This window comes from Streptomyces sp. NBC_00178 (genome assembly GCF_036206005.1).
Taxonomy (GTDB): domain Bacteria; phylum Actinomycetota; class Actinomycetes; order Streptomycetales; family Streptomycetaceae; genus Streptomyces.
Window position 1 is genome coordinate 5,399,929 of the sequence record NZ_CP108143.1, and the last position, 25,311, is coordinate 5,425,239.

17 protein-coding genes are annotated in these 25,311 nt (G+C 72.9%); 9 read left to right on the top strand and 8 right to left on the bottom strand.

What is annotated here, in order from left to right; translation table 11 throughout:
- Positions 1-50 precede the first annotated feature (50 nt).
- The 6 genes from infB to OHT61_RS23850 all read left to right on the top strand — a co-directional run bounded on the left by infB (position 51) and on the right by OHT61_RS23850 (position 9,841).
- Entirely contained in the window at positions 51-3,170 is a 3,120-nt protein-coding gene (infB, locus tag OHT61_RS23825; RefSeq protein ID WP_329041011.1) for a translation initiation factor IF-2, read from the top strand.
- A gap of 168 nt (positions 3,171-3,338) precedes the next feature.
- Positions 3,339-3,635 (top strand): DUF503 domain-containing protein, encoded by a 297-nt coding sequence (locus tag OHT61_RS23830; RefSeq protein WP_329041012.1) that lies wholly within the window; start codon positions 3,339-3,341, stop codon positions 3,633-3,635.
- Positions 3,636-3,661: 26 nt separating this feature from the next.
- On the top strand, positions 3,662-4,123 hold the full coding sequence (rbfA, locus tag OHT61_RS23835; RefSeq protein ID WP_329041013.1) for a 30S ribosome-binding factor RbfA: 462 nt from the start codon (positions 3,662-3,664) through the stop codon (positions 4,121-4,123).
- Complete coding sequence (gene truB, locus OHT61_RS23840; RefSeq protein ID WP_329041015.1) at positions 4,120-5,025, top strand: tRNA pseudouridine(55) synthase TruB; 906 nt, start codon at positions 4,120-4,122, stop codon at positions 5,023-5,025. The genes rbfA and truB overlap by 4 nt, the downstream gene beginning before the upstream one ends.
- A gap of 253 nt (positions 5,026-5,278) precedes the next feature.
- A complete protein-coding gene (locus tag OHT61_RS23845) occupies positions 5,279-8,845 on the top strand; it encodes a serine protease (protein WP_329041017.1) in 3,567 nt (1,188 codons plus the stop codon).
- Between the two features lie 42 nt (positions 8,846-8,887).
- Positions 8,888-9,841, top strand: a complete 954-nt coding sequence (locus OHT61_RS23850; RefSeq protein WP_329041018.1) for a bifunctional riboflavin kinase/FAD synthetase — start codon at positions 8,888-8,890, stop codon at positions 9,839-9,841.
- Positions 9,842-9,947: 106 nt separating this feature from the next.
- Here OHT61_RS23850 and OHT61_RS23855 read toward each other — a convergent pair whose 3' ends face one another.
- From OHT61_RS23855 to eccE, 8 genes are all read right to left on the bottom strand, one after another.
- A complete protein-coding gene (locus tag OHT61_RS23855) occupies positions 9,948-10,958 on the bottom strand; it encodes an ABC transporter ATP-binding protein (RefSeq protein WP_329041019.1) in 1,011 nt (336 codons plus the stop codon).
- Entirely contained in the window at positions 10,955-12,016 is a 1,062-nt protein-coding gene (locus OHT61_RS23860) for an ABC transporter ATP-binding protein (RefSeq protein WP_329041020.1), read from the bottom strand. Before OHT61_RS23860 ends, OHT61_RS23855 begins: the two co-directional genes overlap by 4 nt.
- Positions 12,013-12,933, bottom strand: a complete 921-nt coding sequence (locus tag OHT61_RS23865) for an ABC transporter permease (RefSeq protein WP_329041022.1) — start codon at positions 12,931-12,933, stop codon at positions 12,013-12,015. The genes OHT61_RS23860 and OHT61_RS23865 overlap by 4 nt, the downstream gene beginning before the upstream one ends.
- Positions 12,930-14,021: an ABC transporter permease gene (locus tag OHT61_RS23870; RefSeq protein ID WP_329041023.1), complete on the bottom strand. Its 1,092-nt coding sequence runs from the start codon at positions 14,019-14,021 to the stop codon at positions 12,930-12,932. Before OHT61_RS23870 ends, OHT61_RS23865 begins: the two co-directional genes overlap by 4 nt.
- Positions 14,022-14,024: 3 nt before the next feature.
- The gene (locus OHT61_RS23875) at positions 14,025-15,899 is read right to left on the bottom strand and encodes an ABC transporter substrate-binding protein (RefSeq protein WP_329041026.1); all 1,875 of its coding nucleotides are present in this window, start codon (positions 15,897-15,899) and stop codon (positions 14,025-14,027) included.
- A 198-nt stretch (positions 15,900-16,097) separates the two neighbouring features.
- Positions 16,098-19,265, bottom strand: coding sequence for an SCO5717 family growth-regulating ATPase (locus OHT61_RS23880; RefSeq protein WP_329041028.1), 3,168 nt, complete (start codon positions 19,263-19,265; stop codon positions 16,098-16,100).
- Between the two features lie 342 nt (positions 19,266-19,607).
- Entirely contained in the window at positions 19,608-20,330 is a 723-nt protein-coding gene (locus OHT61_RS23885) for a hypothetical protein (protein ID WP_329041030.1), read from the bottom strand.
- Positions 20,330-21,679: a type VII secretion protein EccE gene (gene eccE / locus OHT61_RS23890; protein WP_443049627.1), complete on the bottom strand. Its 1,350-nt coding sequence runs from the start codon at positions 21,677-21,679 to the stop codon at positions 20,330-20,332. Before eccE ends, OHT61_RS23885 begins: the two co-directional genes overlap by 1 nt.
- A 226-nt stretch (positions 21,680-21,905) precedes the next feature.
- Here eccE and eccB point away from each other — a divergent pair, with 226 nt between their 5' ends.
- The 3 genes from eccB (at position 21,906) to OHT61_RS23905 (ending at position 25,292) form a co-directional block, all read left to right on the top strand.
- Entirely contained in the window at positions 21,906-23,450 is a 1,545-nt protein-coding gene (gene eccB, locus OHT61_RS23895) for a type VII secretion protein EccB (RefSeq protein WP_329041033.1), read from the top strand.
- Between the two features lie 41 nt (positions 23,451-23,491).
- Positions 23,492-24,727 (top strand): type VII secretion-associated serine protease mycosin, encoded by a 1,236-nt coding sequence (gene mycP, locus OHT61_RS23900; protein WP_329041034.1) that lies wholly within the window; start codon positions 23,492-23,494, stop codon positions 24,725-24,727.
- Between the two features lie 211 nt (positions 24,728-24,938).
- Positions 24,939-25,292, top strand: a complete 354-nt coding sequence (locus OHT61_RS23905) for a hypothetical protein (RefSeq protein ID WP_327113892.1) — start codon at positions 24,939-24,941, stop codon at positions 25,290-25,292.
- Positions 25,293-25,311 lie beyond the last annotated feature (19 nt).

The window sequence follows — 25,311 nt, forward strand, 5'->3', positions numbered from 1 at the left end:
CCCATGAAGTAGCGACGGTCCGGCGGTAACCCGGACCTAAAAGGAGCGAAGTGGCTAAGGTCCGGGTATACGAACTCGCCAAGGAGTTCGGCGTGGAGAGCAAGGTCGTCATGGCCAAGCTCCAAGAACTCGGTGAATTCGTCCGTTCGGCGTCCTCGACGATCGAGGCGCCGGTTGTACGCAAATTGACTGACGCACTGCAGGGTCCCGGCGGCAACGCCGGCAAGTCCGCTGCAAAGCCTGGCGCGCCTCGCAAGGCCGCCCCCGTGAAGCCCGCGGCGCCGTCTCCGGCCGCCTCGGCACGTCCTGCCGCCCCCAAGCCCGGCGTCCCGGCCCCCAAGCCGGCCGCAGCCGAGGCTCCGGCGGAGAGCAGCACCCCCTCGGCGCCTTCCGCGCCGTCGGCGGGTCCCCGTCCGGGCCCCCGGCCCGCGCCGAAGCCCGCCCCGGTCACCCCGGTGCCCGCAGCCGAGTTCTCGGCCCCGGCACCGGCCCAGCCGAGCACCCCCCAGCAGGCCCCGCGTCCCGCGGGTGCCACCCCGGGACCTCGCCCCGCCCGTCCGGCCCCGGCCGGCGGTCAGCGTGACGGTGGCCGTGGTGGCGAGCGTGACGGCGGCCGTGGTGGCGAGCGTGGCGGAGACCGCCCCGCACGTCCCGCGGGCCAGGGCGCACCGCGACCGGGCGGCGCCCGTCCGGCCGGTCCCCGTCCGGGCAACAACCCCTTCACCTCCGGCGGTTCCACCGGTATGGCGCGCCCCCAGGCGCCCCGTCCCGGCGGTGCCCCGCGCCCCGGCGGCGGTCAGGAGCGCCCCGGCGCCCCGCGCCCGCAGGGTGGTCCCGGTGGCGCCCCGCGTCCCCAGGGCCAGGGTGGCGCACGTCCGTCCCCCGGCGGCATGCCCCGTCCGCAGGCTCCCCGTCCGGGCGGTGCCCCCTCGGGTAACCGTCCGAACCCCGGCATGATGCCGCAGCGTCCCGCTGCGGGCCCCCGCCCCGGCGGCGGCCCCGGCGGCGGCGGCCGCGGTCCCGGTGGCGGCGGTGGCCGTCCCGGTGGTGGCGGCGGTCGTCCCGGTGGCGGCGGCGGCTTCGCCGGCCGTCCGGCCGGTCCCGGTGGTGGCGGTGGCGGCTTCGCCGGCCGTCCCGGTGGTCCCGGTGGCGGTGGCGGCGCGGGCCGTCCCGGTGGTGGCGGCGGCTTCGGCGGTCGTCCCGGCTTCGGTGGACGTCCCGGCGGCCCGGGTGCCCGTGGTGGCACACAGGGTGCGTTCGGCCGTCCCGGTGGTCCCGCGCGTCGTGGCCGCAAGTCGAAGCGTCAGAGGCGCCAGGAGTACGAGGCCATGCAGGCCCCGTCGGTGGGCGGCGTCATGCTGCCTCGCGGCAACGGGCAGGCCGTCCGGCTGTCGCGCGGTGCGTCCCTGACCGACTTCGCGGAGAAGATCAACGCCAACCCGGCGTCGCTCGTCGGCGTGATGATGAACCTCGGCGAGATGGTCACCGCCACGCAGTCCGTCTCCGACGAGACGCTGAAGCTGCTCGCGGACGAGATGAACTTCGTCCTGGAGATCGTCAGCCCCGAGGAGGAGGACCGCGAGCTGCTCGAGTCCTTCGACATCGAGTTCGGCGAGGACGAGGGCGGCGAAGAGGCCCTGGTCTCCCGCCCGCCGGTCGTCACCGTCATGGGTCACGTCGACCACGGTAAGACCCGACTGCTGGACGCGATCCGCAAGACGAACGTCGTCGCGGGCGAGGCCGGCGGCATCACGCAGCACATCGGTGCGTACCAGGTCTCCTCCGAGGTCAACGGCGAGGACCGCCGCATCACCTTCATCGACACCCCGGGTCACGAGGCGTTCACCGCCATGCGTGCACGTGGTGCGAAGTCCACCGACATCGCGATCCTCGTGGTGGCGGCGAACGACGGTGTGATGCCCCAGACGATCGAGGCGCTGAACCACGCCAAGGCGGCCGACGTGCCGATCGTGGTCGCGGTCAACAAGATCGACGTCGAGGGTGCCGACCCGACCAAGGTGCGCGGTCAGCTCACCGAGTTCGGTCTGGTGGCCGAGGAGTACGGCGGCGACACGATGTTCGTCGACATCTCCGCGAAGCAGGGCCTCAACATCGAGGCGCTGCTGGAGGCCGTCGTCCTCACCGCCGACGCCTCGCTCGACCTGCGGGCCAACCCGGAGCAGGACGCGCAGGGTATTGCGATCGAGTCCCACCTCGACCGCGGCCGCGGTGCCGTCTCGACCGTCCTCGTCCAGCGCGGAACGCTGCGCATCGGCGACACGATGGTCGTCGGCGACGCGTACGGCCGTGTCCGGGCGATGCTCGACGACAACGGCAACAACGTCCAGGAAGCGGGTCCCTCGACCCCCGTCCTGGTCCTGGGTCTCACCAACGTCCCGGGTGCAGGCGACAACTTCCTGGTGGTCGACGAGGACCGTACGGCCCGTCAGATCGCCGAGAAGCGTGCCGCCCGTGAGCGCAACGCCAACTTCGCCCGCAAGGGTGTCCGGTTCTCCCTGGAGAACCTGGACGAGGCGCTCAAGGCCGGTCTGGTCCAGGAACTCAACCTCATCATCAAGGGCGACGCGTCCGGTTCGGTGGAGGCTCTCGAGTCCTCGCTGCTCCAGCTCGACGTCGGCGAAGAGGTCGACATCCGGGTCCTGCACCGCGGTGTGGGTGCGGTCACCGAGTCGGACATCAACCTGGCGACCGGCTCCGACGCCATCGTGATCGGCTTCAACGTGCGCGCCGCGGGGCGTGCCGAGCAGATGGCCGAGCGCGAGGGCGTGGACGTCCGGTACTACTCGGTCATCTACCAGGCGATCGAGGAGATCGAGGCGGCCCTCAAGGGCATGCTCAAGCCGGAGTACGAAGAGGTCGAGCTCGGCACGGCGGAGATCCGCGAGATCTTCCGCTCGTCCAAGCTGGGCAACATCGCCGGTGTCCTGGTCCGCTCCGGCGAGGTCAAGCGCAACACCAAGGCGCGCCTGCTGCGCGATGGCAAGGTCATCGCGGAGAACCTCAACATCTCCGGTCTGCGCCGCTTCAAGGACGACGTCACCGAGATCCGCGAAGGCTACGAGGGCGGTATCAACCTCGGAAACTTCAACGACATCAAGATCGACGACGTCATCGCGACGTACGAGATGCGCGAGAAGCCGCGAGGCTGATCGACGGGGATTCCCGGGGGGTGACCCCCGGGCTCTCTTCCACAGTCGGGGCCGGTCGACGGGTCGTATTTCCGTCGATCGGCCCCGGCCGTTCCGTGTACGGTTCTGGTGTCCCCGCCAAGCGATGGCGGGGCACCGACCCCGAACCGGCGGGACATCCGGACACACATGTACGTGGGGACTCTGTCCTTCGATCTGCTCCTCGGCGACGTACGGTCGTTGAAGGAGAAACGCTCGGTCGTCCGCCCGATGGTCGCCGAGCTCCACCGCAGATTCGCGGTGAGTGTCGCGGAGACGGGCGACCAGGACCTCTACCGCAGGGCCGAGATCGGTCTTGCCGTGGTCTCCGGGGACACCGGACACCTCACAGACGTACTCGACCGGTGCGAACGCATGATCGCGGGCCGGCCGGAAGTGGAGCTGCTGTCCGTACGGCGGCGGCTGCACAGCGACGAAGACGATTGAGCAAGGCTTAAGAAGGAGACGGACCAGTGGCCGACAACGCGCGGGCAAAGAAGCTGGCGGACCTCATCCAGGTGGTGGTCGCCGAGAAACTGCAGCGCGGTATCAAGGACCCGCGTCTGGGTACGCACGTGACCATCACGGACACCCGTGTCACCGGCGACCTGCGGGAGGCCACGGTCTTCTACACGGTCTACGGCGACGACGAGGAGCGGGCCAGCGCGGCCGCGGGTCTGGAGAGCGCCAAGGGCATCCTGCGGTCGGCGGTCGGTGCCGCGGCGGGGACGAAGTTCACCCCGACCCTGGCCTTCGTGGCCGACGCCCTCCCGGACAACGCCAAGGCGATCGAGGACCTGCTCGACCGGGCACGCGCCTCGGACGCCAAGGTGCGCGAGGCGTCCTCCGGCGCCGCGTACGCCGGTGAGGCCGACCCGTACCGCAAGCCGGAGGACGAGTCCGCCGGAAACGACGAGGACTCGCCTTCCGCATGACGCAGAACAAGCAGGAAAAGACGCCGGACGGACTTGTCATCGTCGACAAGCCGTCCGGCTTCACCTCGCACGACGTCGTGGCGAAGATGCGCGGCATCGCCCGCACCCGGCGGGTCGGTCACGCCGGCACGCTGGACCCGATGGCGACCGGTGTCCTCGTGCTCGGTGTGGAGCGGGCGACCAAGCTGCTCGGCCACCTCGCGCTGACGGAGAAGGAGTACCTGGGTACGATCCGCCTCGGCCAGGACACCGTCACCGACGACGCGGAGGGCGAGATCACCTCGTCCACCGACGCCTCCGGAGTCACCCGTGAGGGCATCGACGCCGGAGTCGCCGCGCTGAGCGGCGCGATCATGCAGGTGCCGTCCAAGGTCAGCGCCATCAAGATCGACGGGAAGCGTTCCTACGCGCGGGTGCGCGGCGGCGAGGAGTTCGAGATCCCGGCCCGCCCGGTGACCATCTCGTCGTTCCGCGTCTACGACGTGCGGCACGAGGTCGCCGAGGACGGCACCCCCGTCGTCGACCTGGTGGTCTCGGTCGTCTGCTCCTCGGGTACCTACATCAGGGCCCTGGCGCGCGACCTCGGTGCCGGGCTCGGCGTCGGCGGCCACCTGACCGCGCTGCGCCGCACCCGCGTCGGGCCGTACGGTCTGGACGCGGCCCGGACGCTCGACCAGCACCAGGAGGAGCTGACCGTGATGCCGGTGGCCGAGGCCGCCGCATCCGCCTTCCACCGCTGGGACGTGGACGAGAAGCGCGCCCGGCTGCTGCTCAACGGGGTACGGCTGGACATGCCGGCGTACCCGCCGGGGCCGGTCGGGGTCTACGGGCCCGACGGGACGTTCCTCGTGCTCGTCGAGGAGGAGAAGGGCAAGGCCAGGAGCCTCGCCGTCTTCGCCTGAGCCCTACCGCCCGAACGAGCCGCGACGGGCCGCGTGGCCCGGCGGCCGGAACGCACCGCGGGTCCGTGGTGGGGCGGGCAGGCCCCCCGGATGCTGCCCGCCCCACGATCCCCCTCCCCGGACCATCCCTGTCCAGGCGAACCCGTCGATTCACCCCGATGGACGGGCGCTCGGAGCGTCAGGGGGGTGTGAGGGGGGCGCTTTCGCCCCTCGCGTTTCTCGTGCGGATCACCCGCCATCTACCGTCTGACCCATGGGCAGCGGGGACCGGTCGAAACTGGTGAGAATCTGCGATCAGGCCGGTCGGCCCCGGGGGACCGGGTTCGTCGCCGACGACCGGGGGACCGTCGTCACCAGCCATCAGGCCGTCGCACGGCCTGCGCCGCTGACCCTGCACGCCCCCGACGGCCGCAGCTGCGAGGTCGGCCCCGACGACATCACCGCCCTGCCGGACCTGGGCCTCGCCCTGCTCCGTACCGGCGGATCCGGGGCACTGGGGGTGGAGCCGCTCCCCATCGCCGTACGCGAACGGATCGGCACCGGCACCTATGTGCGGATCGCCGCCCACGGGTGGCGCGAGGCCCGGGTGCTCGGGGCGACCCCCGCGACGTACACCGAGGGCGGACGCGAACACCCCGTGGGCGATGCGCTCGAACTGGCCCTGGGCACCGACGGCCGCGACGCCCTGCGCTCCGGCGGCGCGGCCATCGGCGGGCCCGTCACCGACCCCGGCACGGGCGCCGTCCTGGGCGTGCTCTCGACCGCGCTGAGCGCGGGGCGGGAGACGGCCGGACTCGCGGTGCCGCTGACCGGCGGGGGTGCGCTGGCCGAGGTGCTCCGGCGCAACGCGAGCGCCGTCCCGGGTTACGGCTGCGACCTCAACCTCGCGGGGGCGCTCCAGCTCACCGCCACCTCGCTCGGTCACGCCGACGACCGTCCCTGCGGTGTCGAGGCCGTCGAGCGCCCCAGGATCAGCGCGGAGTTCGCCGCCTTCGAGGCCGGGACGGGACCCGTCCTCGGGCTGGTCGGCGCACCGGGGACCGGCCGCACCACCGAGCTGGCCGCACTGGCCGGCCGCAGGGCCCGCGGGCCCGTCCCCGCCCTCACCCTCTGGTTGCGCGGCGCCGACCTGCTGGCCGACGACACCTCGGTCACCGACGCCATGACCCGGGCCCTGCAGCGCTCCGGGAGGATCATCACGGCCGCCGGCGCCCGGGGCGACATGACCGACGCCACGCCGGAGCGGGTGGCCCGCCTCGCGGCCGACTCGGGGAATGCGCTGCTCGTCGTCGTGGACGGCCCGGAGGAGATGCCGCCGCTGCTGGCCCACCGGCTCGGCGGATGGACCGCGGCCACGGCCGAGTGGCTCCTCTCGCACGGCGTCCGGATGGTCGTCGCCTGCCGACCCGAGCACTGGGAGACCGCCGGAGCGCTGTACCCGCGCGACGCCCTGCACCGGCCCGAACGGCCCGCCGGAGGGCTGCCGCCCGCCGTCCGGCTCGGCGACCTCACGACCGGCCAGGCCGAACTGGCCAGGGAGCGCTACGGCATTCCGCCCGGCGCCATCGCGCCCGGCCACGACAGGCACCCCCTCACCCTGCGGCTGCTCGCCGAGGTGCGGAAGGCCCTGCCCCCGGACGTGCCCGGCACGCCCGACACCGAGAAGGTCTTCGCCGCGCACCTGGACCTCGCCTGCGTCCGCATCGCCGTCCGGATCGGTGCCCAGTCCGAGCCCCGGCTCCGGGGCACGGCGGTGCGCAGGCTGGCCGCCAAGGTCGCCGGGCAGGTCCACGAGGCGGCCAGGCGCTGCCTCGGCCCGGGACAGGGCGAACTGGACCGGGCGGCGTTCGAGGAGATCTTCCCCTGGCGTACGGGATGGGCCTCGGCGGTGCTCACCGAAGGGCTGCTGGTCCCCGCCGGCCCCGGATACCGCTTCGCCCACGAGGAACTCGGCGACTGGGTGCAGGGCGCCCACCTCGACCTGGACGCCGCTCTGCGCTCCCTCGTGCACCGGTGGCACGCCGAGGAACAGGACGGGGACGGCCAGGACCCCGGGCCCCGGCCCGCGGCCGGGGCCGACGGTTCGTACGAGCCCCGCAACCTCCCCGTGCCCCGCCACCGCTCCGGCCCCGTGATCCAGGCCATGCTCCTGCTGGAGCGGCGCCAGGGCCCGGCGGCGCTGGCCCACCGCATGGCGGACCTGATCGAGGCGATGGACCGCCTCGGCGCGGGACCCGGCCCGGGGGCCCGGCACCCCGACGCCGCCTGGTGGGCGGCCCATCTGCTGCGGGAAAGCCTGCTCAGGGTGCCCGACGCGCGCCCCTACCTCGGGGTGCTGCGGGTCCTCACCGGAAGGATCACCCGGCGCTCCCTGTCCGGGGGAGGGCACGACGCCCTCGGACCCTACGCGGAGTTCGGGCCGTGGTTCTGGTGCCGGACCCGGCTGCCCGAGTACGACCGGATCGACCTTCTGCGCAGGCTGCTGCCCGCAGACGGCGCACCGCGCCCGGACGGCGGCCGGCGCTATCTGGACGCGGTGGCCCTGCGTCTGGCCGCCGACCCGAGGACCGTGCAGGCACTGCTCTGCCGCTGGCTGACGGACGAGAGCCCGCTGCCCGCCGAACAGGACGCACCCGTACGCCTGACCGTGGCCGCCGCCGCCCAGGCGCTCCTGTACGCCCGCCGGGACCTCGCCGTCGACGACCTGACCGAGGCGCTCGTCGACACCTCGCACCCCCGCGCCGCCGAACTGCTCTCCGCGCTCGCGGAGGACGAGCCGTCCGCCCTGTGCAGGGCCGTCAGCCGCTGGGCGCGCGACGAGGAGCGGCCCGGACGGCGCGCCGCCGCGGCCGTCCACGGCACGCTCGCCGCCGCACGCACCCTCACCGGCGCCGACCGCACTTTGCTGCGCGGCGCGGCCCTCACCCTCCTGGCCCGCCCGGACGACACCGCCCTGCACGCCCGCGCCCTCACCGTCCTGGTGCGCGACCCGGGAACCGGTGGGCGCTACCTGCCGCAGGCCCTGCGGATCTTCGCGACCGGCGACCCGCGGCTGCCGGTGTCCCTGCTGACCGAGGTGTTCCCCCGGCACCCCGAACCCGTGCTCGCGGCGCTGCGCGCCCGGCTGTCGCTGCCCGGTGAGGCCGCCGACGCCGTGCTGGGGGAGCTGGCGGGTCTGGACACCCCGGCGCTGGCGTTGCACGCGCCGGGACTCGTACGCCGGTACATCGACAGCCGCCCGGACGGCGAGGGCGGGGCGCAGACCGCCGCGTACGTGGAGCTGCGACTGGAGCACAGCCCGGCCGCCCGCGCGCTCCTGCTGCCCCTGGTGACCGGCCTGCTGCGGGACCGCCCCGCACCGCCCTCGGTGCGCGCGGCCCTGGCCAGGGTGCTCGCCGCACCAGGGAGCGCCGCGTCCAGGCCGCTGCGCGCCGAGCTGCTGGAGGTCCTGCTGGAGTTCGAACAGAACACCGGGAGGGACCCGGAAGTCCTCGAAGCGCTGCTGCGCGCCGCGGCGGCCGGGTCCGGGCGCCGTCCCGAGGCGCGCACACGGGCCCTCGTGCACCGCACGGGCCTGCTCCTCGTCCGGACGCCCGAGGGGGCGGCCCGCTTCGACCGCGGGATCGTCGAACTCGCCCGGGAGGTTCCCGGATTCGCGGCCCTCGTCAGCGGATGGCTTGCGGACGCTCCGCAGGAATGGGCCGCCGTGGTGGGCCCCTCCGCCCGCCGGACGGCCCCGGTGCCGGACGCTCCGAGGCCCGGGATCCAGATGCCGATGCAGGCCGCGGGGTGTGAGCATGGCAGTCTTAGACCTGCGTAATGACATACACACGTACACAGGTTCGGGCGAGGAGCGGTCACAGTGCAGTGCTGGCGTGGCTTGGAGGACATCCCCGAGGGCTGGGGACGCAGCGTCGTCACCATCGGCTCCTACGACGGGGTGCACCGTGGGCACCAGCTGATCATCGGCCGGGCCGTGGAGCGGGCTCGGGAGCTCGGCGTGCCCTCCGTCGTGGTCACCTTCGACCCGCATCCGAGCGAGGTCGTCCGCCCCGGCACGCACCCGCCGCTGCTCGCCCCGCACACGCGGCGTGCCGAGCTGATGACGGCGCTGGGCGTGGACGCGGTGCTGATCCTGCCGTTCACCGCAGAGTTCTCGCAGCTCGCGCCCACCGAGTTCATCGCGAAGGTGCTCGTCGACAAGCTCCACGCGCGGCTGGTCATCGAGGGCCCGAACTTCCGGTTCGGCCACAAGGCGGCGGGCAACGTCACGCTCCTGGCCGAGCTCGGCCCGACGTACGACTACGACGTCGAGGTCGTCGACCTCTTCGTCAGCGGTGAGGCGGGCGGCGGCGAGCCGTTCTCGTCCACGCTGACCCGCCGCCTCGTCGCCGAGGGCGATGTCGGGGGCGCGGCCGAGATCCTCGGCCGCCCGCACCGGGTGGAGGGCGTCGTGGTGCGCGGCGCGCAGCGCGGCCGTGACCTGGGCTACCCCACGGCGAACGTGGAGACCCTGCCCCACACCGCGATCCCGGCCGACGGCGTCTACGCCGGCTGGCTGACCGCGAACGGCGAAGTGATGCCCGCCGCGATCTCCGTCGGCACGAACCCGCAGTTCGACGGCACCGAGCGGACCGTCGAGGCGTACGCGATCGACCGCGTCGGCCTCGACCTGTACGGGATGCACGTGGCGGTGGACTTCCTCGCCTATGTGCGGGGCATGCTGAAGTTCGACTCGATCGACGACCTGCTGATCGCCATGGCGGCCGACGTGAAGCGGTGCGGCGAGCTGATCGCGGCGTACGAGCGGGCCTGACGCCCGCCGCCGTCGCGCGCCCGTCGCGTAGAGCGGCGCGGTCCGACGGAACGGCTCCGGGCCCGGCACCTGGTGTGCCGGGCCCGGAGCCGTGTCAGGACGAAGGTCAGGGCGCCGCGGGCGCCTCGACCGCTGCGGCCGCCGCCCAGTGGCAGGCGACGCCCGTCCGGCCGTCGCCCTCCAGGACCGGCAGGTCCTTCGTGCGGCACGCGTCGGCGACCCCCGCCCGCTCCGCCTCGCCCGAGGCGAGGACGTGGCAGCGGGCGTGGAAGCGGCAGCCCGACGGGACCTTCGAGGGGTCCGGCGGTTCGCCCGTCAGGATGACCGGCTCGCCGTCCGCCTCCGGGAGCACGGACAGCAGCGCCTGGGTGTACGGATGCCGGGGGGCCGTGAGGATCTGCTCCACGTCACCCGTCTCCACGATCCGGCCGAGGTACATCACCGCGACCCGGTCCGCGATGTTCCAGGCCAGCCCCAGGTCGTGCGTCACCACCAGCGCCGACAGCCCCAGCTCGTCGCGCAGCCGCAGCAGCAGCGCCAGGATCTCCCCCCGTACGGAGGCGTCCAGCGACGCGACCGGCTCGTCCGCGACGATGAGCTCCGGCTCCAGCACCAGGGCGCCCGCGATCACGACGCGCTGGCGCTGGCCGCCCGACAGCTCGTGCGGGAAGCGCAGGAAGAACCGCTCCGGGGGCCGCAGCCCGGCCCGGGACAGCGCGCCGGCCACGGCGTCCCGCTCGTCACCCGCGTACCCGTGGATGCGCAGGCCCTCCGCCACCGCGTCGTAGACGGTGTGGCGCGGGTTGAGCGAGCCGCTCGGGTCCTGGAGCACCAGCTGCACGCGCTTGCGGTACGCCTTGAGTGCCCGGCCCCGGTAGTCGAGCGGTTCGCCCCCGAACGTCACCCGGCCGGAGGTGGGCGGGACGAGGCCCAGGAGGGAGCGGGCCAGCGTCGTCTTGCCGCAGCCCGACTCGCCGACCAGGGCGACGATCTCGCCGGGCCGGATGTCGAGGTCGACGCCGTCCACCGCACGCGCGGTCGCCGCCCCGCGCCGGCCGGGGAACGCCACCTTCAGCGACTCGGCGCTGAGCAGCGGGGCCGGGGGAGTGGTGGTCATGAGGTGCTCCTTGCTTCCTCGGTGCCGGCGTTCGGAGCCGGCGCCGGGGTGACGTCCGTCTCCACCAGCACGCACGCGGCCCGGCGCGCGGGCCCGGCGGGCCGCAGTTCCTGGTCCTGGGTGGCGCAGGAGTCCAGGGCCGCCGTGCAGCGCGGATGGAACGTGCAGCCCGAGGGCAGGGCGGAGGGATCCGGCGGGTCGCCCGGCAGGCCGCGCGGCGCGTGCCGGGACGCGAGGTCGCCGATGCGCGGGAAGGCGGCCGACAGGGCGCTTCCGTACGGGTGCCGCGCGCTCTCGTAGACCTGTTTGGCAGGGCCTTCCTCGACGACCCGTCCGGCGTACATCACCGAGAGCCGGTCGCAGGTGTCGGAGAGCACCGCCAGGTCGTGGCTGATCATGATCAGCCCCAGGTCCTGCTCGCTGACGAGCTGCTCGATCAGCCGCAGGATCTGGGCCTGGATCATCACGTCCAGTGCCGTGGTGGGCTCGTCCGCGATCACGAGCCGCGGGTCGCAGGCGAGCGCCATCGCGATCATCACGCGCTGGCGCTGACCCCCGGACAGCTCGTGCGGATACGCGTCCGCGCGGGCGGCCGGGAGGCCCACCTGCTCCAGCAGCTCACCGGCGCGCCGGCGCGCGGCGGCGGGTGTGGCCTTGCGGTGCAGCAGGATCGGTTCGGCGATCTGGTCCCCGATGCGGTGGACGGCGTTCAGCGAGTGCATCGCGCCCTGGAAGACGATCGACGCCCCCGCCCAGCGAACGGCACGCAGCCGTCCCCACTTCATCGTCAGGACGTCCTCGCCGTCGAGCAGGATCTCCCCGCTCAGGGTCGCCGAAGCCGGCAGCAGCCGGAGCAGCGCCAGCGCCAGCGTCGACTTGCCGCAGCCGGACTCCCCGGCGATGCCGAGCTTCTGGCCCGCCTCGACGCGCAGGTCGACGCCCCGGACGGCGGGGACCGCGGAGGCCCCGGAGCCGTACGTGACGTGCAGGTTGCGGACGTCGAGCAACGGCTGCCCGGTCTCCGGCCTCTCGACGCTCTCTGTCTTCACAGCGGTCAACGGGACACCCCCAGCTTGGGGTTGAGCACGGACTCGATGGTGCGGCCGCACAGCGTGAACGCGAGGGCGACGACCGCGATGGCGAGTCCGGGCGGAGCGAGGTACCACCAGTTCCCGGAGCTGACCGCTCCGGCCTCACGGGCGTCCTGGAGCAGCCCGCCCCAGGAGACGATCGTCGGATCGCCGAGCCCGAGGAAGGCGAGGGTCGCCTCCGTGAGGATGGCGGTGGAGATCACGAGCGTGGTCTGCGCGAGCACGAGGGGCATCACGTTCGGCAGTACGTGCCGGGACATGATGTGGCCGTGCCCGCCGCCGAGCGCCTTGGACCGCTCGATGTACGGACGGGACTCCACGGACAGGGTCTGCGCCCGCACGAGCCGTGCCGTCGTCGGCCAGGTCGTGACGCCGATCGCGAGGATCGTCGTCCAGAGCGACCGCGAGAGGACGGTGGCCAGTGCGATGGCGAGCACCAGCGTCGGCATCACGAGGAACCAGTCGGTGATCCGCATGACGACGTTGCCGTACCACCCCTTGAAGTGGCCCGCGGTGATGCCCACCAGGGTCCCGATGGCGACCGAGAGGAAGGCGGCGAGCAGACCCACCGTCAGGGAGACCCGCGTTCCCCATACGAGCAGGGCGAGCAGGCTGCGGCCGAACTGGTCCGTGCCGAGGGGGAACTCGGCGCTCGGTGACTCCAGGGGGCCGCCGGGGGCGTCGGTGACGCTCTGCGAGTCCGCGCCGACCAGCAGCGGGGCCGCCAGGGCGATCAGGGCGATCAGGGCGAGCACGGTGAGGCCGGCCAGCCCCGCCCGGTGCGTGCGGTACTGCTGCCAGAAGCGGGCCGCCGCCTGCCGCCTGCGGGCCCACGTCAGGGCGCGGGGGCCGATGGCCGGAGCGGCGTCGGTCGTGGTCGTCATCGGCCCACCCGGGGATCGAGGAGCGGATAGAGCACATCGGCGAGCGTGTTCATCAGGATCACCGAGGCGGCGAAGACGAAGAACAGCGCCTGCACGAGTGGCAGGTCGGGCACGCTGAGCGCCTGGTAGAAGAGGCCTCCCAGGCCCGGCCAGGAGAACACCGTCTCCACCAGGATGGCGCCCGCCACCGTGTTGCCCAGGTTGACGAAGAGCAGCGTCACCGTCGGCAGCATGGCGTTCGGCACGGCGTGGCGGCGGCGTACGAGGTCGTCGCGCAGCCCCTTCGCCCTCGCCGTCGTCAGGTAGTCGCTGCCCATCTCGTCGAGCAGCGAGGAGCGCATCACCAGGAGGGTGCGCGCGTACTCGACGGCCACGAGGGTGAGGACCGGCAGCACCAGGTGGTGGGCGACGTCGACGACGTACGCGAAGCCGGTCTCGCTGCCGGACTCCATGCCACCGGTCGGGAACATGCCGGGGATCGGCCCGATGCCCACCGACAGGGTGATGATCAGGAGCAGACCGAGCCAGAACGAGGGCACCGAGTACAGCGTCAGGGCGAAGGCGGTGTGGAAGCGGTCGCCCGCCGAGCCGTTGCGCCAGGCGGACCTGGCACCCAGCCAGATGCCGATCGCGGTGTAGATCACGAAGGCGGTGCCGGTGAGCAGCAGCGTCGCGGGCAGTGCCTCGCTGATCTTGTCCATGACCGGGGCGTGGAACTGGTACGAGGTACCGAAGTCCCCGGTCAGGGCCTTGCCGCAGTACTCGGTGAACTGCTGCCAGAGCGGCAGGTCCAGGCCGAATTCCTTGCGCATCGCGGCGATCTGCTCGGTCGACACCTGCCGGCCGCCGGTCATCTGCTTGACCGGGTCGCCGGGGATCAGACGGAACAGGAAGAAGCTGGTGACGAGCACGGCGAACAGCGAGACGGCCGCACCGGCCAGCTTGCCCGCCGCGTAGCGGAGATAAGCGGTCGTGCTGCGGGCGCGGGGACTGCGGGCCGACGGCCCGGCCGGAGCCGGACCGTCGGTCTGTGCAGCATCCAAGCCCGCCGCGCCCTTCAGGAGCGCGGGAGTGCTTTCTGTGCTCATGGACTATTCACGGTCTTCCGCGGTGGAACGACGACGCATGGCGAACAGGAGCCCGCCACCGGCGAGGACGACTGCGGCGACACCGACACCGATGAGGACTCCGGTGGAGCTGCCGCTGCCGCCGGACGAGTCGCCCGAGGCACCGGTGGCCGGGACCGCCGACCACCAGCTCCAGTAGCCGTCCTGACCGAAGATGTTGCCCGCGTCCGACGGCATCGTCGTGATGGACTTGATCTGGTCGGTCCGGTAGGCCTCGACGGCATTCGGGTACGCCATGACGTTCATGTACCCCGTGTCGTACAGCCGCGACTCCATCTGCTTGACGAGGTCGGCCCGTTTGGCGGGGTCGTATTCGGCCAGCTGCTTCGCGTAGAGGTCGTCGTACTGCTTGTCGCAGATGAAGTTGTCGGTCGCGGCGGATTCCTTCGCCTTGGCCGGCAGCGCCGCGCAGGTGTGGATCGACATGACGAAGTCGGGGTCCGGGTTGACGGACCAGCCGTCGAAGGCGAGGTCGTACTCACCCGCGTACCAGGGGTCCGAGACGTTGTCGCGGCAGTCGACCTTCAGTCCGACGCCGAGGTCGCCCCACCACTCCTGGAGGTACTTGCCGATCGCCTTGTCGTTCGGGTCCGTGGCGTGGCACAGGATGCGGAAGTCGAGCGGCTTGCCGTCCTTGCCGGCCCGCTTGCCGTCGCTGTTCTTCTTGTAGCCCGCCTCGTCGAGGAGCGCCGCCGCCTTGGCGGGGTCGAAGGCGTGCTTCTGACCGGCCGCCGGCTTCCAGAAGTACGAGCCGTAGCGGGGCGGGATGTAGCCCTCGCCCTCTATGGCGTGGCCCTGGAAGACCTTGTCGATGATGGTGGTGCGGTCCACGGCCATGAAGAGCGCCTGCCGGACCTTCTGGTCCAGCAGGGCCGCGTGCCCGTCGCCGAACTTCTTGCCGTCCTTGGTGCGTGCGCCCGGGTTGGTGGCCAGGGCGTAGAAGCGCCGGCCGGGGGCGTCGTTCACCTTGATGTTCTCGGCCGACTTCAGGGACGCGGCCTGGGCCGGCGTCAGGCTCGGGCTGCCGGCGACGAAGGAGACTTCACCCTTTCGGAGGGCGGCGACGGCGGCGTCCTGGTCCTTGTAGTAGCGGAAGACCAGCTCGTCGAACTTCGGCGCACCGCGCCAGAAGTCCTTGTTGGCCTTCAGCTTCACATAGCTGTCGACCTTGTAGTCCGTCAGGATGAACGGACCGTTCCCCACGATCGGGAACTTCGTGTCGTTGTTGAACTTGGAGAAGTCGCCGACCTTCTCCCACACGTGCTTGGGCACGATCGGCACGTCGAGCGCCGTCATCGTCGCCTGAGGCTGCTTCAGCTCGATGACCAGCTTGTCCGGGCTGGGAGCCGTGACCTTCCTGAAGTTGGAGACGAAGCTGCCGTTCGAGGTCGCCGCGCCCTCGTCGGTCATCATCGTGTTGAAGGTCCACGCCGCGTCCTCGGCGGTGGCCTTCTCGCCGTCCGACCACTTCGAGTCGGACCGGATCGTGTACGTCCACGTCAGCTTGTCGGCCGAAGGCTCCCACGCGGTGGCCAGCCCGGGGATCGTGTGGTTGTCCTTGGCGTCGTAGTTCGTCAGGAAGTCGTACATCAGCCGGTGGATGCTCGTGGAGAGCAGCCGCTGCGCGAGGAACGGGCTCAGGGAGTCCACGCTCTGCGCGACCGCGACCGTGAGCGTCGACGTGCCGTCGGCGGCGTGCGCCTCCTGCGGGGCGGGGGCGAGCGGGTTGCCGGGCACGACCGAGCCGGCGGCCAGGGCCAGGGCGGCCGCGCCGGAGGCGAGAAGGACGCGCAGGCGGCCGCGTGGGCGGGACGGGTGTGGAGGGACTCTTGTGACCATAGGACGTGGACCTCGCGTCATGACTCGCATGGTGAAGGCGGGCAGATCTCTGGTTCGCCAGCTGGTGAAGCGAAGGTTTATCAGCGGCGGTCGAGTCGCGTCAACGGTCGTCCAAACAGCGTGTGGGCTGCGGGAATGCGATGAGGGCCCGCACCGGGTGAACGGTGCGAGCCCTCATTGGTTTAGACCTCTACTGCCTTACTGCTGAGGCGCCGAAGGCGGCTGCGGAGGGTACTGCTGACGCCCCGTCGGCGGAACCGGGCCTTGCAGTTCGGGCTGGCCCGGCTGATGTGCCTGGCCATCGTGGTGTGCGGGGGCCGCAGGTGCGCCGGCGGGCGCCGCTCCCGGCTGCCCCTGGGGCGGGGGCGGTTGCTGCTGCCACACGCCGGGGTGGCCGCCCGGAGCGGGGTGCGGCGGGTAGGGCTGCGGGGGCACGGCGGCCTGCGGCGGCTGCTGCCCGTGCTGCGGCTGTCCCCCGTACGGCTGCTGCGCCGGATACGGCTGACCGGGGTACGGCTGAGGCGGGTACGGCTGCCCCGGATGCTGCGGACCGGGGTAGGGGCCGCCCGGCTGCTGCTGCGGCGCGTACGGCTGCTGACCGGGGTCCTGCTGACCGGGTGTCTGCTGCCCCGGCATCGGAGGCGCGTACTGCGGCGGCGGGCTGCTGCCGTCGGACGTCCACAGGCCCTGCTGCCGCTGGGCGCGCTGGAAGTCCTCCGCCACGAGCGCGGACAGGTTGAAGTACGCCTCGCGGGTCTTCGGGCGCATCATGTCGAGGTCGACCTCGGCGCCCGCCGACAGGTGCTCGTCGAACGGCACGACCACCACACCGCGGCAGCGCGTCTCGAAGTGCTGCACGATGTCGTCGACCTTGATCATCTTGCCGGTCTCCCGCACACCGGAGATGACGGTCAGGGAGCGCTGCACCAGGTCCGCGTATCCGTGCGCCGACAGCCAGTCCAGCGTGGTGGACGCGCTCGACGCGCCGTCGACGGACGGCGTCGAGATGATGATGAGCTGGTCGGCGAGGTCGAGCACTCCGCGCATGGCGCTGTAGAGCAGGCCCGTGCCCGAGTCGGTGAGGATGATCGGGTACTGCTTGCCCAGGACGTCGATCGCCCGGCGGTAGTCCTCGTCGTTGAAAGCCGTGGAGACCGCGGGGTCCACGTCGTTGGCGATGATCTCCAGACCGGAGGGCGCCTGCGAGGTGAAACGGCGGATGTCCATGTACGAGTTCAGGTACGGGATCGCCTGCACCAGATCGCGGATCGTCGCCCCGGTCTCGCGGCGCACCCGGCGGCCCAGCGTGCCGGCGTCCGGGTTGGCGTCGATGGCGAGGATCTTGTCCTGCCGCTCGGTGGCCAGCGTCGAGCCGAGCGCGGTGGTCGTCGTGGTCTTGCCGACGCCCCCCTTGAGGCTGATGACGGCGATCCGGTAGCAGGAGAGGACCGGCGTGCGGATCAGGTCCAGCTTGCGCTGCCGCTCGATCTCCTCCTTCTTGCCGCCCAGCTTGAAGCGCGAGGCACCGGAGGGCGTACGGCTGCTCTTCGCCTTCTGCTTGCCCCGGACGAGCCGGTCCGACGAGAGTTCCACCGCGGCCGTGTAACCGAGCGGGGCGCCGGGGACGGAACGCTCACGCTGGTCGTGGGTGACCGCGGTCGGCCACGCGGAGCCGGTACGGGGGTCGACGGGCGCCGGGGGCTGGTAGGCCTCGGGCTGCTGCTGCTGCTGCTGCTGTGCGGCCGGGGCGGGGAGGTTCGGGGTGCCCTGGGCCGGCTGGTGCGGGATCTGCGCGGGAAGCGGCTGCTGTCCCGGTGCGGGGAGCCGGGGCGGCTGCGGTGCCTGCGGCGCGGGGAAGCCGTAACCGCCCTGCGGGGGCGCGGCGGGCTGCTGGGCGCCCTGGGGGAAGCCGTAACCGCCGTGCTGCGGCGCGGCCGGGGGCAGTTGCGGTGCGCCCTGGGCCGGGGCGGGCGGCGGCGGTGCCTGGTGAGCCGGGAAACCGTAACCGGCCTGCGGCGCGGCCGGGGGGAGCTGGGGTGCGCCCTGGGCAGGGGGCGGCGGCGGGGGTGCCTGCGGGAAGCCGTAACCACTGTGCGGGGCGGGCGCGGCCGGCGGCCGGGCATCCTGCGGGAAGCCGTAACCGCCCTGCGGCGCGGGCGCCCCGGGGTGGGCCGGAGGCTGCGGCGGTGCCGTGGGCGTGGGCTGGGCAGGCGGGGCGGCCGCTGCCGGTGTCTGCGGGAACCCGTACCCTCCCGGCGTCTCGCCGGGCCGCGCGGCGGGCGGCTGCTGGGCGGGCCACTGCCCCGCGGGCTGCGGCGCGTTCGGCTGCGGCGCGGCGGGCTGGAAGGCGGGCGGCAGGGGTGGCAGCGCACCCTGCGCGGGCGCCCCCGGGGACCACGGGGCCGGTACGTCCGACGGCACGGCGTCCTGAGGTGCGTCGGCGGACCCGGCCGCACTCACGGGTGCCGAGGGGGCCACGCCGGGCGCCGGCGCCGGTGGTGTGTCCTGCGGCGCGGTGTCCGACACCGCGTCCGCGGGCTCGTCGTCCGGCTGCGTGTCCTGCGCTCGCGCGCCGTCCGGCTGGGCGTCGTCCGGCTTCGCGCCGTCCGCGGACGCGTCGGTCGCCCCGGTGGGCTCGTCGGCCCCGGCGTCCTTCTCCGTGTCCGGTGCGGCGCTGTCGCGGGCCTCGCCCGTCGGCGGTGCCACAGCGACGGCGTCGTCCGGGGACGGTTCGGCATCGGAAGGCCCGGCGGACGAGGACGGACCCTCAGGTACGTCCGCGACGGCCGGGGCGGCCGCCTCCGGCGTCGCCGGCGAGGGCGCGAGAGGTGCGTCGGCCGTACCGGCGGGCTCGGCGGCGTCGTCCCCCGCACCGGGACGGGACACGGCCGACTCGGCCTCCGCGGCGGCCTCACGCTCCGCGATCTCCCGCTTCAGCGCGGCGGGGGAGAAGCGCATGGTGGCGCCGCTCTCCACGTCGCCGCCCCCGAACGCGCCGGACGGCCCGCTCCCCGCGGGCGGCTCCGCCGAGGCGGAGACCGGAGCCGTCGGCCCGGCGGGTGCCTGCGCGGGCCGCGCCTGAGGCGCCGGCTGGGCCGGAATCCCGGGCTGCACCGGGGGCCAGCCCGGTTCGAATCCCCCGGAGGCCGGCAGGCCCGGCACGGAGACCGGCGCGCCGTTCGGCGGAGGCGGCGCGAGGTGCGACCCCGCCCCGCCCGACGTGTCCCCCGACGCGTTCTGCGTGTACCAGGCGGGCGGGGTGTAGTCGATGGTGAACTCACCCGTCATCTCTGCGGGCTCCGCGTCGGACGACTCGTCGACGGGCGTGTTCCATCCCCCGCGGATCTCGTCCCGATCGCCGTTCACTTTGCCTCCTGGTGTGGTCGAGCACCCTTGTGCCGTGGTGGGTGGGGGCGACCGTTCCCGTGGTGCGATCCGCCCGGCTCTCCCCCTTGCGACGCGCAGTGCCTGCCCGCAGGTTCCTCTGCCGCGTTCCCACCACCCTAATCGCCACAGGGCGCACTACGGCAGGCCGTACCGCAAGGGATGAACCGTCCAGCAGGTCACGTCACGCCACAAGTGAACCAAGTGTGAAGGAGCAGCCGCGGGCAAGTGGTCGAAAACGCACATCTGCCCGCGAAATGGGGGCTGTTCCGCGCACACGCCGCAGGGGCGTCCGTCGGGGGGGACGGCGGATCCGGCCGCCGCTCAGTCCATCCGCCGGGCGCCGCCCAGCAGTCCGGACTCGGCGTCGGTGGCCTGGGTCATCACGAACTGCCGGTCCCGGTCCGAACACCACAGGGTGACGCCGTCGGCGAGGGTGGACAGCGCCTGGGTCTCGGCGGCGGACAGGTTCAGGATCCGTCCGATCTGCGCGGCCTCGTCCGGGGACACGCGCTGCACACCCACGAGCGCGGACTTGTCCATCAGCCGCGGGGCCACCGGGCTCAGATAGGGCAGCAGGGTCACCACGGACTGCCAGGGCCCGGCCACCACACGCCCGCGCGGCGGACGCATCCCGCAGTCCCGCACCACGACCACCGGGGAGCCGGCCGACGCGCCCTGCGGCGGCACCCGTCCCACGTCGTGCAGCGAGATGCACGGCTGCCCGCCGCCCGCCGCCTGCGCGAGGCCCGTCCACGCCTGCGCACGTCCGGTCTCCACGGCGATCCGCGCGCCCGTCGCCGCCGACCGCAGGGCGAGCACCTGCGCGGTCCACAGCCCGCCGATGAGCGTGACCTCGTACGGTGTGGGCCGGTTGACGCCCAGCACGGCAGGGCGGCCCTCAGCGTCCACACCGATGACCGTGCCGTCGTCCCCGACGGGCACGGCGAGCGCGGCCAGTTCGTCGTACGACACCGTGTGCCGGCCCCGCCGGGGGCCGATGAGACCGAAACCCAGCCGGGACCTGGAGCGCGTGCCTGCGGACATCAGCGGGTACCCCCGAGCGGCAGAGTGGCGAGCACGCCGGGCAGCTGCTCGCGGTCCAGCCTGACCAGCGACGCCTTGACACCGCGTGCGGTGCGCTCCAGTTCGTGCCGGGCGGCGAGGAGTTCCTCGTCGCTGCGCCCGGTGATGCGCAGGTGCCCCGTGACCGAGACCGCCGAGCGGTCGCCGTGTCCCAGGGTCAGGCTGAACGTCGTCGCGAGCGCGGGGATGGAGGTGAGCAGGGCGACCAGCTGCGGCATCGACGCTCCGCCGCCGCCGAGGTTCGGCCAGCGGCTCACCCAGTAGCTGGTGTGCCACCGGTCGTCGCAGCGCCAGGTGCGCGAGGTCTCCTCCGTGCGGCGGCCCGGTGTCTCCGAGCGGCCGGCCTGCGCCATGGCCAGCGGACTCACGCACGCCGACGTCGCGATCGCCGACGTCAGCTCCTGCTCCGTCAGGACCGTGGCCCGGAAACCCGCGCCCGTCAGCCGGCTGGCCAGTTGGTCGGCCGCGCGCACCGCGCACTTCTGCGCGCCCGTGAGGCCGCCGCCCCGTGCCTCCACGGCCTCCGGGCAGAGCTCGGGGTCGAGCTTCAGCGCGATCCAGGTGATCCGCACCGCGGGCGATCCCGTCCGGGCCTGCAACGGCGCGTAGTTGCGCGCGGCGACCGACTGCGACGGCAGGTGCGGAGCCGGAGCGGGCTGGGTGTGCTGCACGATCTGCGCCGACTCCAGCCGGATGCCGTCGACCTCCAGTACCTCCCGCACGAGGGTCAGGGGCAGCGGGCGCGCCGAGCGGTCGGGTCGCAGCGCGGTGCCGTCCGACTCCACCTGGACCACGGCGGAGAGGTAGGTGCCGTCGCCGATCATGCCGACCGGGCGCCGGTCGCGGTCGCTGAACGAGTAGGTGCGCAGAGCCGGTTCGGCCTCCACGGCGGGGGCCAGTCCGGGTTCCGTGCCCGCCGGGAGCGTGATCGAGGCCGCACGCCGGGTGCGGGCGCGCAGCGCGAGGACGGTGCCCAGCCACTCCGGCAGCGAACGCCGGTGGCGGCGGACCACGGCGAGCAGCACGAGGACCGTCGCGAGGACACCGGCGGGCATGAGCAGCAGGGCATCGGTCACCCAGGCCGCCACGAGCAGCGCCGCCGCGATTTCGATCAGTACGAGTTGTTGCAATCGGAACGAACCGATCTGTCCGGCACGTCCGTTCAGCCGCGGGACCACTCCACCGCCGGGCGTCCGGGGGCCGACGGGGGAGGTGCCTGGACCGTCGCCGGAGGCTCCCCGGCGGCCCGCTCCTGGCCCTCCGGACGGCCGGGTGTCCCCGGCCGGACGTGTCCGCGTCGTGGAAGCCATCATTCCGGCATTCCCCCGTTCATAAGGCCCCAACTCCACCCGGTCGCCCCGCTCCCGCCGGGGCTTCGGCGGCTGGATCACCCTACCCGCCCCCTCGGAGCGCGCGGTCAGCAGGCATAGTAGGGGCCGGTCCGGCACCGGGGCCCGGTATCCGGGTCCGGCACAGGAGGCGGGAACACCCGCGCCCCCGGGCCGCGCGGGGAGACACGGGGAGACGCACACACTCATGGCATCACGGCGGGACGAGCTCAACGCGTACACCTTTGCGAAGAAGCGCACGGTGGCCGCATTCCTGCAACCCTCGCCCACTGGTTCCGAGGAGGGCGCCCCCCGGCCCCTGCGAGCGGTCGTCCCGAGCCTGATCGTGGGTGCGCTGGTGATGGCCGGCTTCGGGGCCTGGGGGATGTTCAAGCCCACCGCGCCCAAGGGCTGGGACAAGCCGTACGCCAAGGTGATCGTCGGCAAGAAGTCCACCACCCGTTACGTCGTCCTGGAGACGGGGGAGGGCAAGCAGAGGAAGACCCTGCTGCACCCCGTGCTGAACCTCGCCTCCGCCCGGCTCCTCCTCAGGCCCCAGCAGTTCGACGTCGTCCAGGTCAGCGACGACATCCTCGACGCGGGCAAGCCCCCGCGCGGCCCGATCCTCGGCATCCCGTACGCCCCCGACCGGCTGCCGGACGAGAAGGACGCGGGCACGGCCAAGCGGTGGGCGGTCTGCGAACAGCCGGGCGGCAAGGGCAACACCGTGCAGAAGGCGGCCTTCGTCTTCGCGCAGCGGGACGACGGGCTGACCGACGGCGCGGACCGGCTCGACGGCGGCCAGGTGCTGTACGTCCAGGGCCAGGACGGGACCCGCTACGTCGTCGACGCGAGCGGCATCCGGTACCGCATCGACGAGACCGCGGCCGAGCGCGGCCTCCTGACCAGGGCCCTCGTCGGCAGCAGGCAGCCGCAGGCGGTGACCGACGACTGGCTGGCCACGCTCCACGAGGGCAGTCCGGTCGTCTTCCCGCAGATCCCCGGCACGGTCGGCGAGCCCGCGCACATCCAGGGCCAGCTGTCCCCGGAGGAGGACAGGATCGGCATGGTGCTGCGGACCACGACGGGCGAGGGCACGGCCCACTACGTCGTCCTCGACGGCAAGGTCCAGCCGGTCTCCGAGTTCACCGCCTGGCTGCTGGCCAACTCACCCCTGACCGCGTCGCTCGACATGAACGGCAAGGCGCGGGAGGTCGGCCTGCAGGACTTCGTCCCCGACGCGCGGCCCTTCGCGGGCCAGGCGGCCCACTGGCCCGCCCAGCGCGCGCACCGGGTCAACTCGGCGACGGGAGAGGGCGGTCGGGACACCGTGTGCAGCGTGCTGCGCAAGGTCGACGACAAGGGCCGCACGACACTGAGCACCTGGGCGGGAACCGCCTACCCGGCCGCCATCAACGCCGGAGGCACCAGTACCTACGTCACCCCCGGCAGCGGCCTGCTCTACACACAGGTCCGCGGGGAGCAGACCAAGCCCGACGGATCGCTCTTCCTGGTGACCGACACCGGACTGCGCTACGCCGTCCAGGCGAACGGCGACAGCGACGCCGAGCGCTCCGACATCGGCACCGGCGGCCAGAAGACCCAGGACGGCAGGCCCGAGGCCAGCCAGGCACAGGTCAGGCTCGGCTACGAGAAGGTGACCCCCTCACTCGTGCCGATCGCCTGGTCGGAGTTCCTGTCCAAGGGGCCCAGGCTCGACACCAACAGCGCACGCCAGCCCCAGGGCTCCTAGCCGCGAACCGTACGAACGCGGGATCCGGGGGAGAGGAACAGATGTTGTACCGGAAGACGGCAGTGCTGACGGCGGCCATCGCCGCGCTGGCGGCGCCCCATGCCGCGTACGCCACCGGAGGTCCGGCGGACCGCACCGGGCCGGTCCTGGACGGCAGCGGCGAATGCACCTTCCCGATGAAGGAGCAGTTCGCCGGCCGGCCCTGGTCGTTGCAGCGCGTCCTGCTCGACGAACTGTGGCAGGACACCAAGGGCGAAGGCGTGCGGGTCGCCGTCATCGACACCGGGGTCGACGACTCCAACCCGCAGCTCAAGGACGCGGTGGACGCCTCGGCGGGCCGCAACCTCCTCAAGGGCGGCAGCAGCGACGGCACCACGGACGAGGTCGGCCACGGCACCAAGGTCGCCGGCATCATCGCCGCCCGCCCGCGCAGGGGCACGGGGTTCGTCGGACTGGCCCCCGGAGCCACCATCATCCCGATCCGCCAGAACGACGAGAAGAACAGCGGCAAGGACACCACGATGGCCACCGCGATCGACCACGCGATCGCCAAGGGCGCCGAGGTCATCAACATCTCCCAGGACACCACCAAGCCCCTCACCGAGGACTCCGCGCTGGGCAGGGCCGTGGCCAGGGCGCTCGCCCGGAACATCGTCGTCGTCGCCTCGGCGGGCAACGACGGCATGGACGGCAGGATGAAGGAGACCTACCCGGCCGCCTTCCCCGGCGTCCTCGCCGTCGCCTCCTCCGACCGCAACAACGAACGCGCCGCGTTCTCGCAGGCGGGCGAGTTCGTCGGCGTGGCCGCGCCGGGCGTCGACATCGTCTCCACGGTCCCCGGCAACGGCCAGTGCACGGACAACGGAACCAGTTTCTCCGCGCCGTACGTGGCCGGCGTCGCGGCCCTCCTCGTCGCCAAGTACCCCGACTGGTCGCCGGCCGAGATCGTCGCCCGCATCGAGCAGACCGCCGAACGCTCCGTGACCGGTCACGACCCTTACGTCGGATGGGGTGTGGTGGATCCGGTGCAGGCGCTCGCCGGTGACGAGGACGACGTCCCGTCGGCCTCGGCCCACCCCGATCCCGCGCCGCCCGAGGCCCCCGCCCCCCGGGCCGCGCACCTGTCGATGACCGAGACCTCCCAGGAACGCAGCGAGCGTTACGCCACCTACGCCCTGGCCGTGGCGGCCGTCCTGGTGTGCGTCGTGGCCGGTACGGCCACGGTCGTCCGGGATGTCCGGCGCCGGCGCGGTCCGCGGCGAGAGGGCCGTCCGTGAAGTAGATCTCCAACCGGAAAGCGCAGTTGGGGAGAGATGGCCGAGTGGCTAGGGTGGTAGCGGACTTCACGTGTGTGACGGGGGAACGAGAAGTGGCTGAGTCCGATTCCGGCGTGCGCCTGCGCCGCCGGCAGCTTCCGGGACCCCGTGCAGCGACAAGCCCGGCCGCGACCTGCGGACGGGCCCGGGAACTGAGAGAGAGGACCTCCGGATGAGCAGCCCCACCGGTTCTGGGTTCGGACTTGCCGACGATCCGATCGTCCAGGCCAAGAACAAGATCATCGAGACCGCGCAGGCGGTGTCCAAGCAGTCCCGTGAACTGGCCGACATCCTCGCCACGGTCAGCGCCGGGTGGACCGGCGTCGGCGCAGGCGGATTCACATCCGCACAGATCGTCATCAACGAGGACCACGACGACATCCGCCGGCTCCTCAACGTGCTCCTCGACGGTGTGGGCCAGACGAAGAACCTCTCCAACGCGAACGACGACGAGGTCCGCGCGGCCTTCAACGCCGTGAAGGAGCCCGCCTCCTCGTCGAACACCTCCGGACTCAACAACCTCTGAGCCGGGCCGCCGCAGCACC

Bases quoted from the DNA above. Each gene is read 5' to 3' on its own strand.
- OHT61_RS23830 (WP_329041012.1), top strand. From the start codon at position 3,339: ATGTACGTGGGGACTCTGTCCTTCGATCTGCTCCTCGGCGACGTACGG.
- truB (WP_329041015.1), top strand. From the start codon at position 4,120: ATGACGCAGAACAAGCAGGAAAAGACGCCGGACGGACTTGTCATCGTC.
- OHT61_RS23845 (WP_329041017.1), top strand. From the start codon at position 5,279: ATGGGCAGCGGGGACCGGTCGAAACTGGTGAGAATCTGCGATCAGGCC.
- OHT61_RS23855 (WP_329041019.1), bottom strand. From the start codon at position 10,958: ATGACCACCACTCCCCCGGCCCCGCTGCTCAGCGCCGAGTCGCTGAAG.
- OHT61_RS23865 (WP_329041022.1), bottom strand. From the start codon at position 12,933: ATGACGACCACGACCGACGCCGCTCCGGCCATCGGCCCCCGCGCCCTG.
- OHT61_RS23870 (WP_329041023.1), bottom strand. From the start codon at position 14,021: ATGAGCACAGAAAGCACTCCCGCGCTCCTGAAGGGCGCGGCGGGCTTG.
- OHT61_RS23875 (WP_329041026.1), bottom strand. From the start codon at position 15,899: ATGGTCACAAGAGTCCCTCCACACCCGTCCCGCCCACGCGGCCGCCTG.
- OHT61_RS23885 (WP_329041030.1), bottom strand. From the start codon at position 20,330: ATGTCCGCAGGCACGCGCTCCAGGTCCCGGCTGGGTTTCGGTCTCATC.
- eccE (WP_443049627.1), bottom strand. From the start codon at position 21,679: ATGGCTTCCACGACGCGGACACGTCCGGCCGGGGACACCCGGCCGTCC.
- eccB (WP_329041033.1), top strand. From the start codon at position 21,906: ATGGCATCACGGCGGGACGAGCTCAACGCGTACACCTTTGCGAAGAAG.
- mycP (WP_329041034.1), top strand. From the start codon at position 23,492: ATGTTGTACCGGAAGACGGCAGTGCTGACGGCGGCCATCGCCGCGCTG.
- OHT61_RS23905 (WP_327113892.1), top strand. From the start codon at position 24,939: ATGAGCAGCCCCACCGGTTCTGGGTTCGGACTTGCCGACGATCCGATC.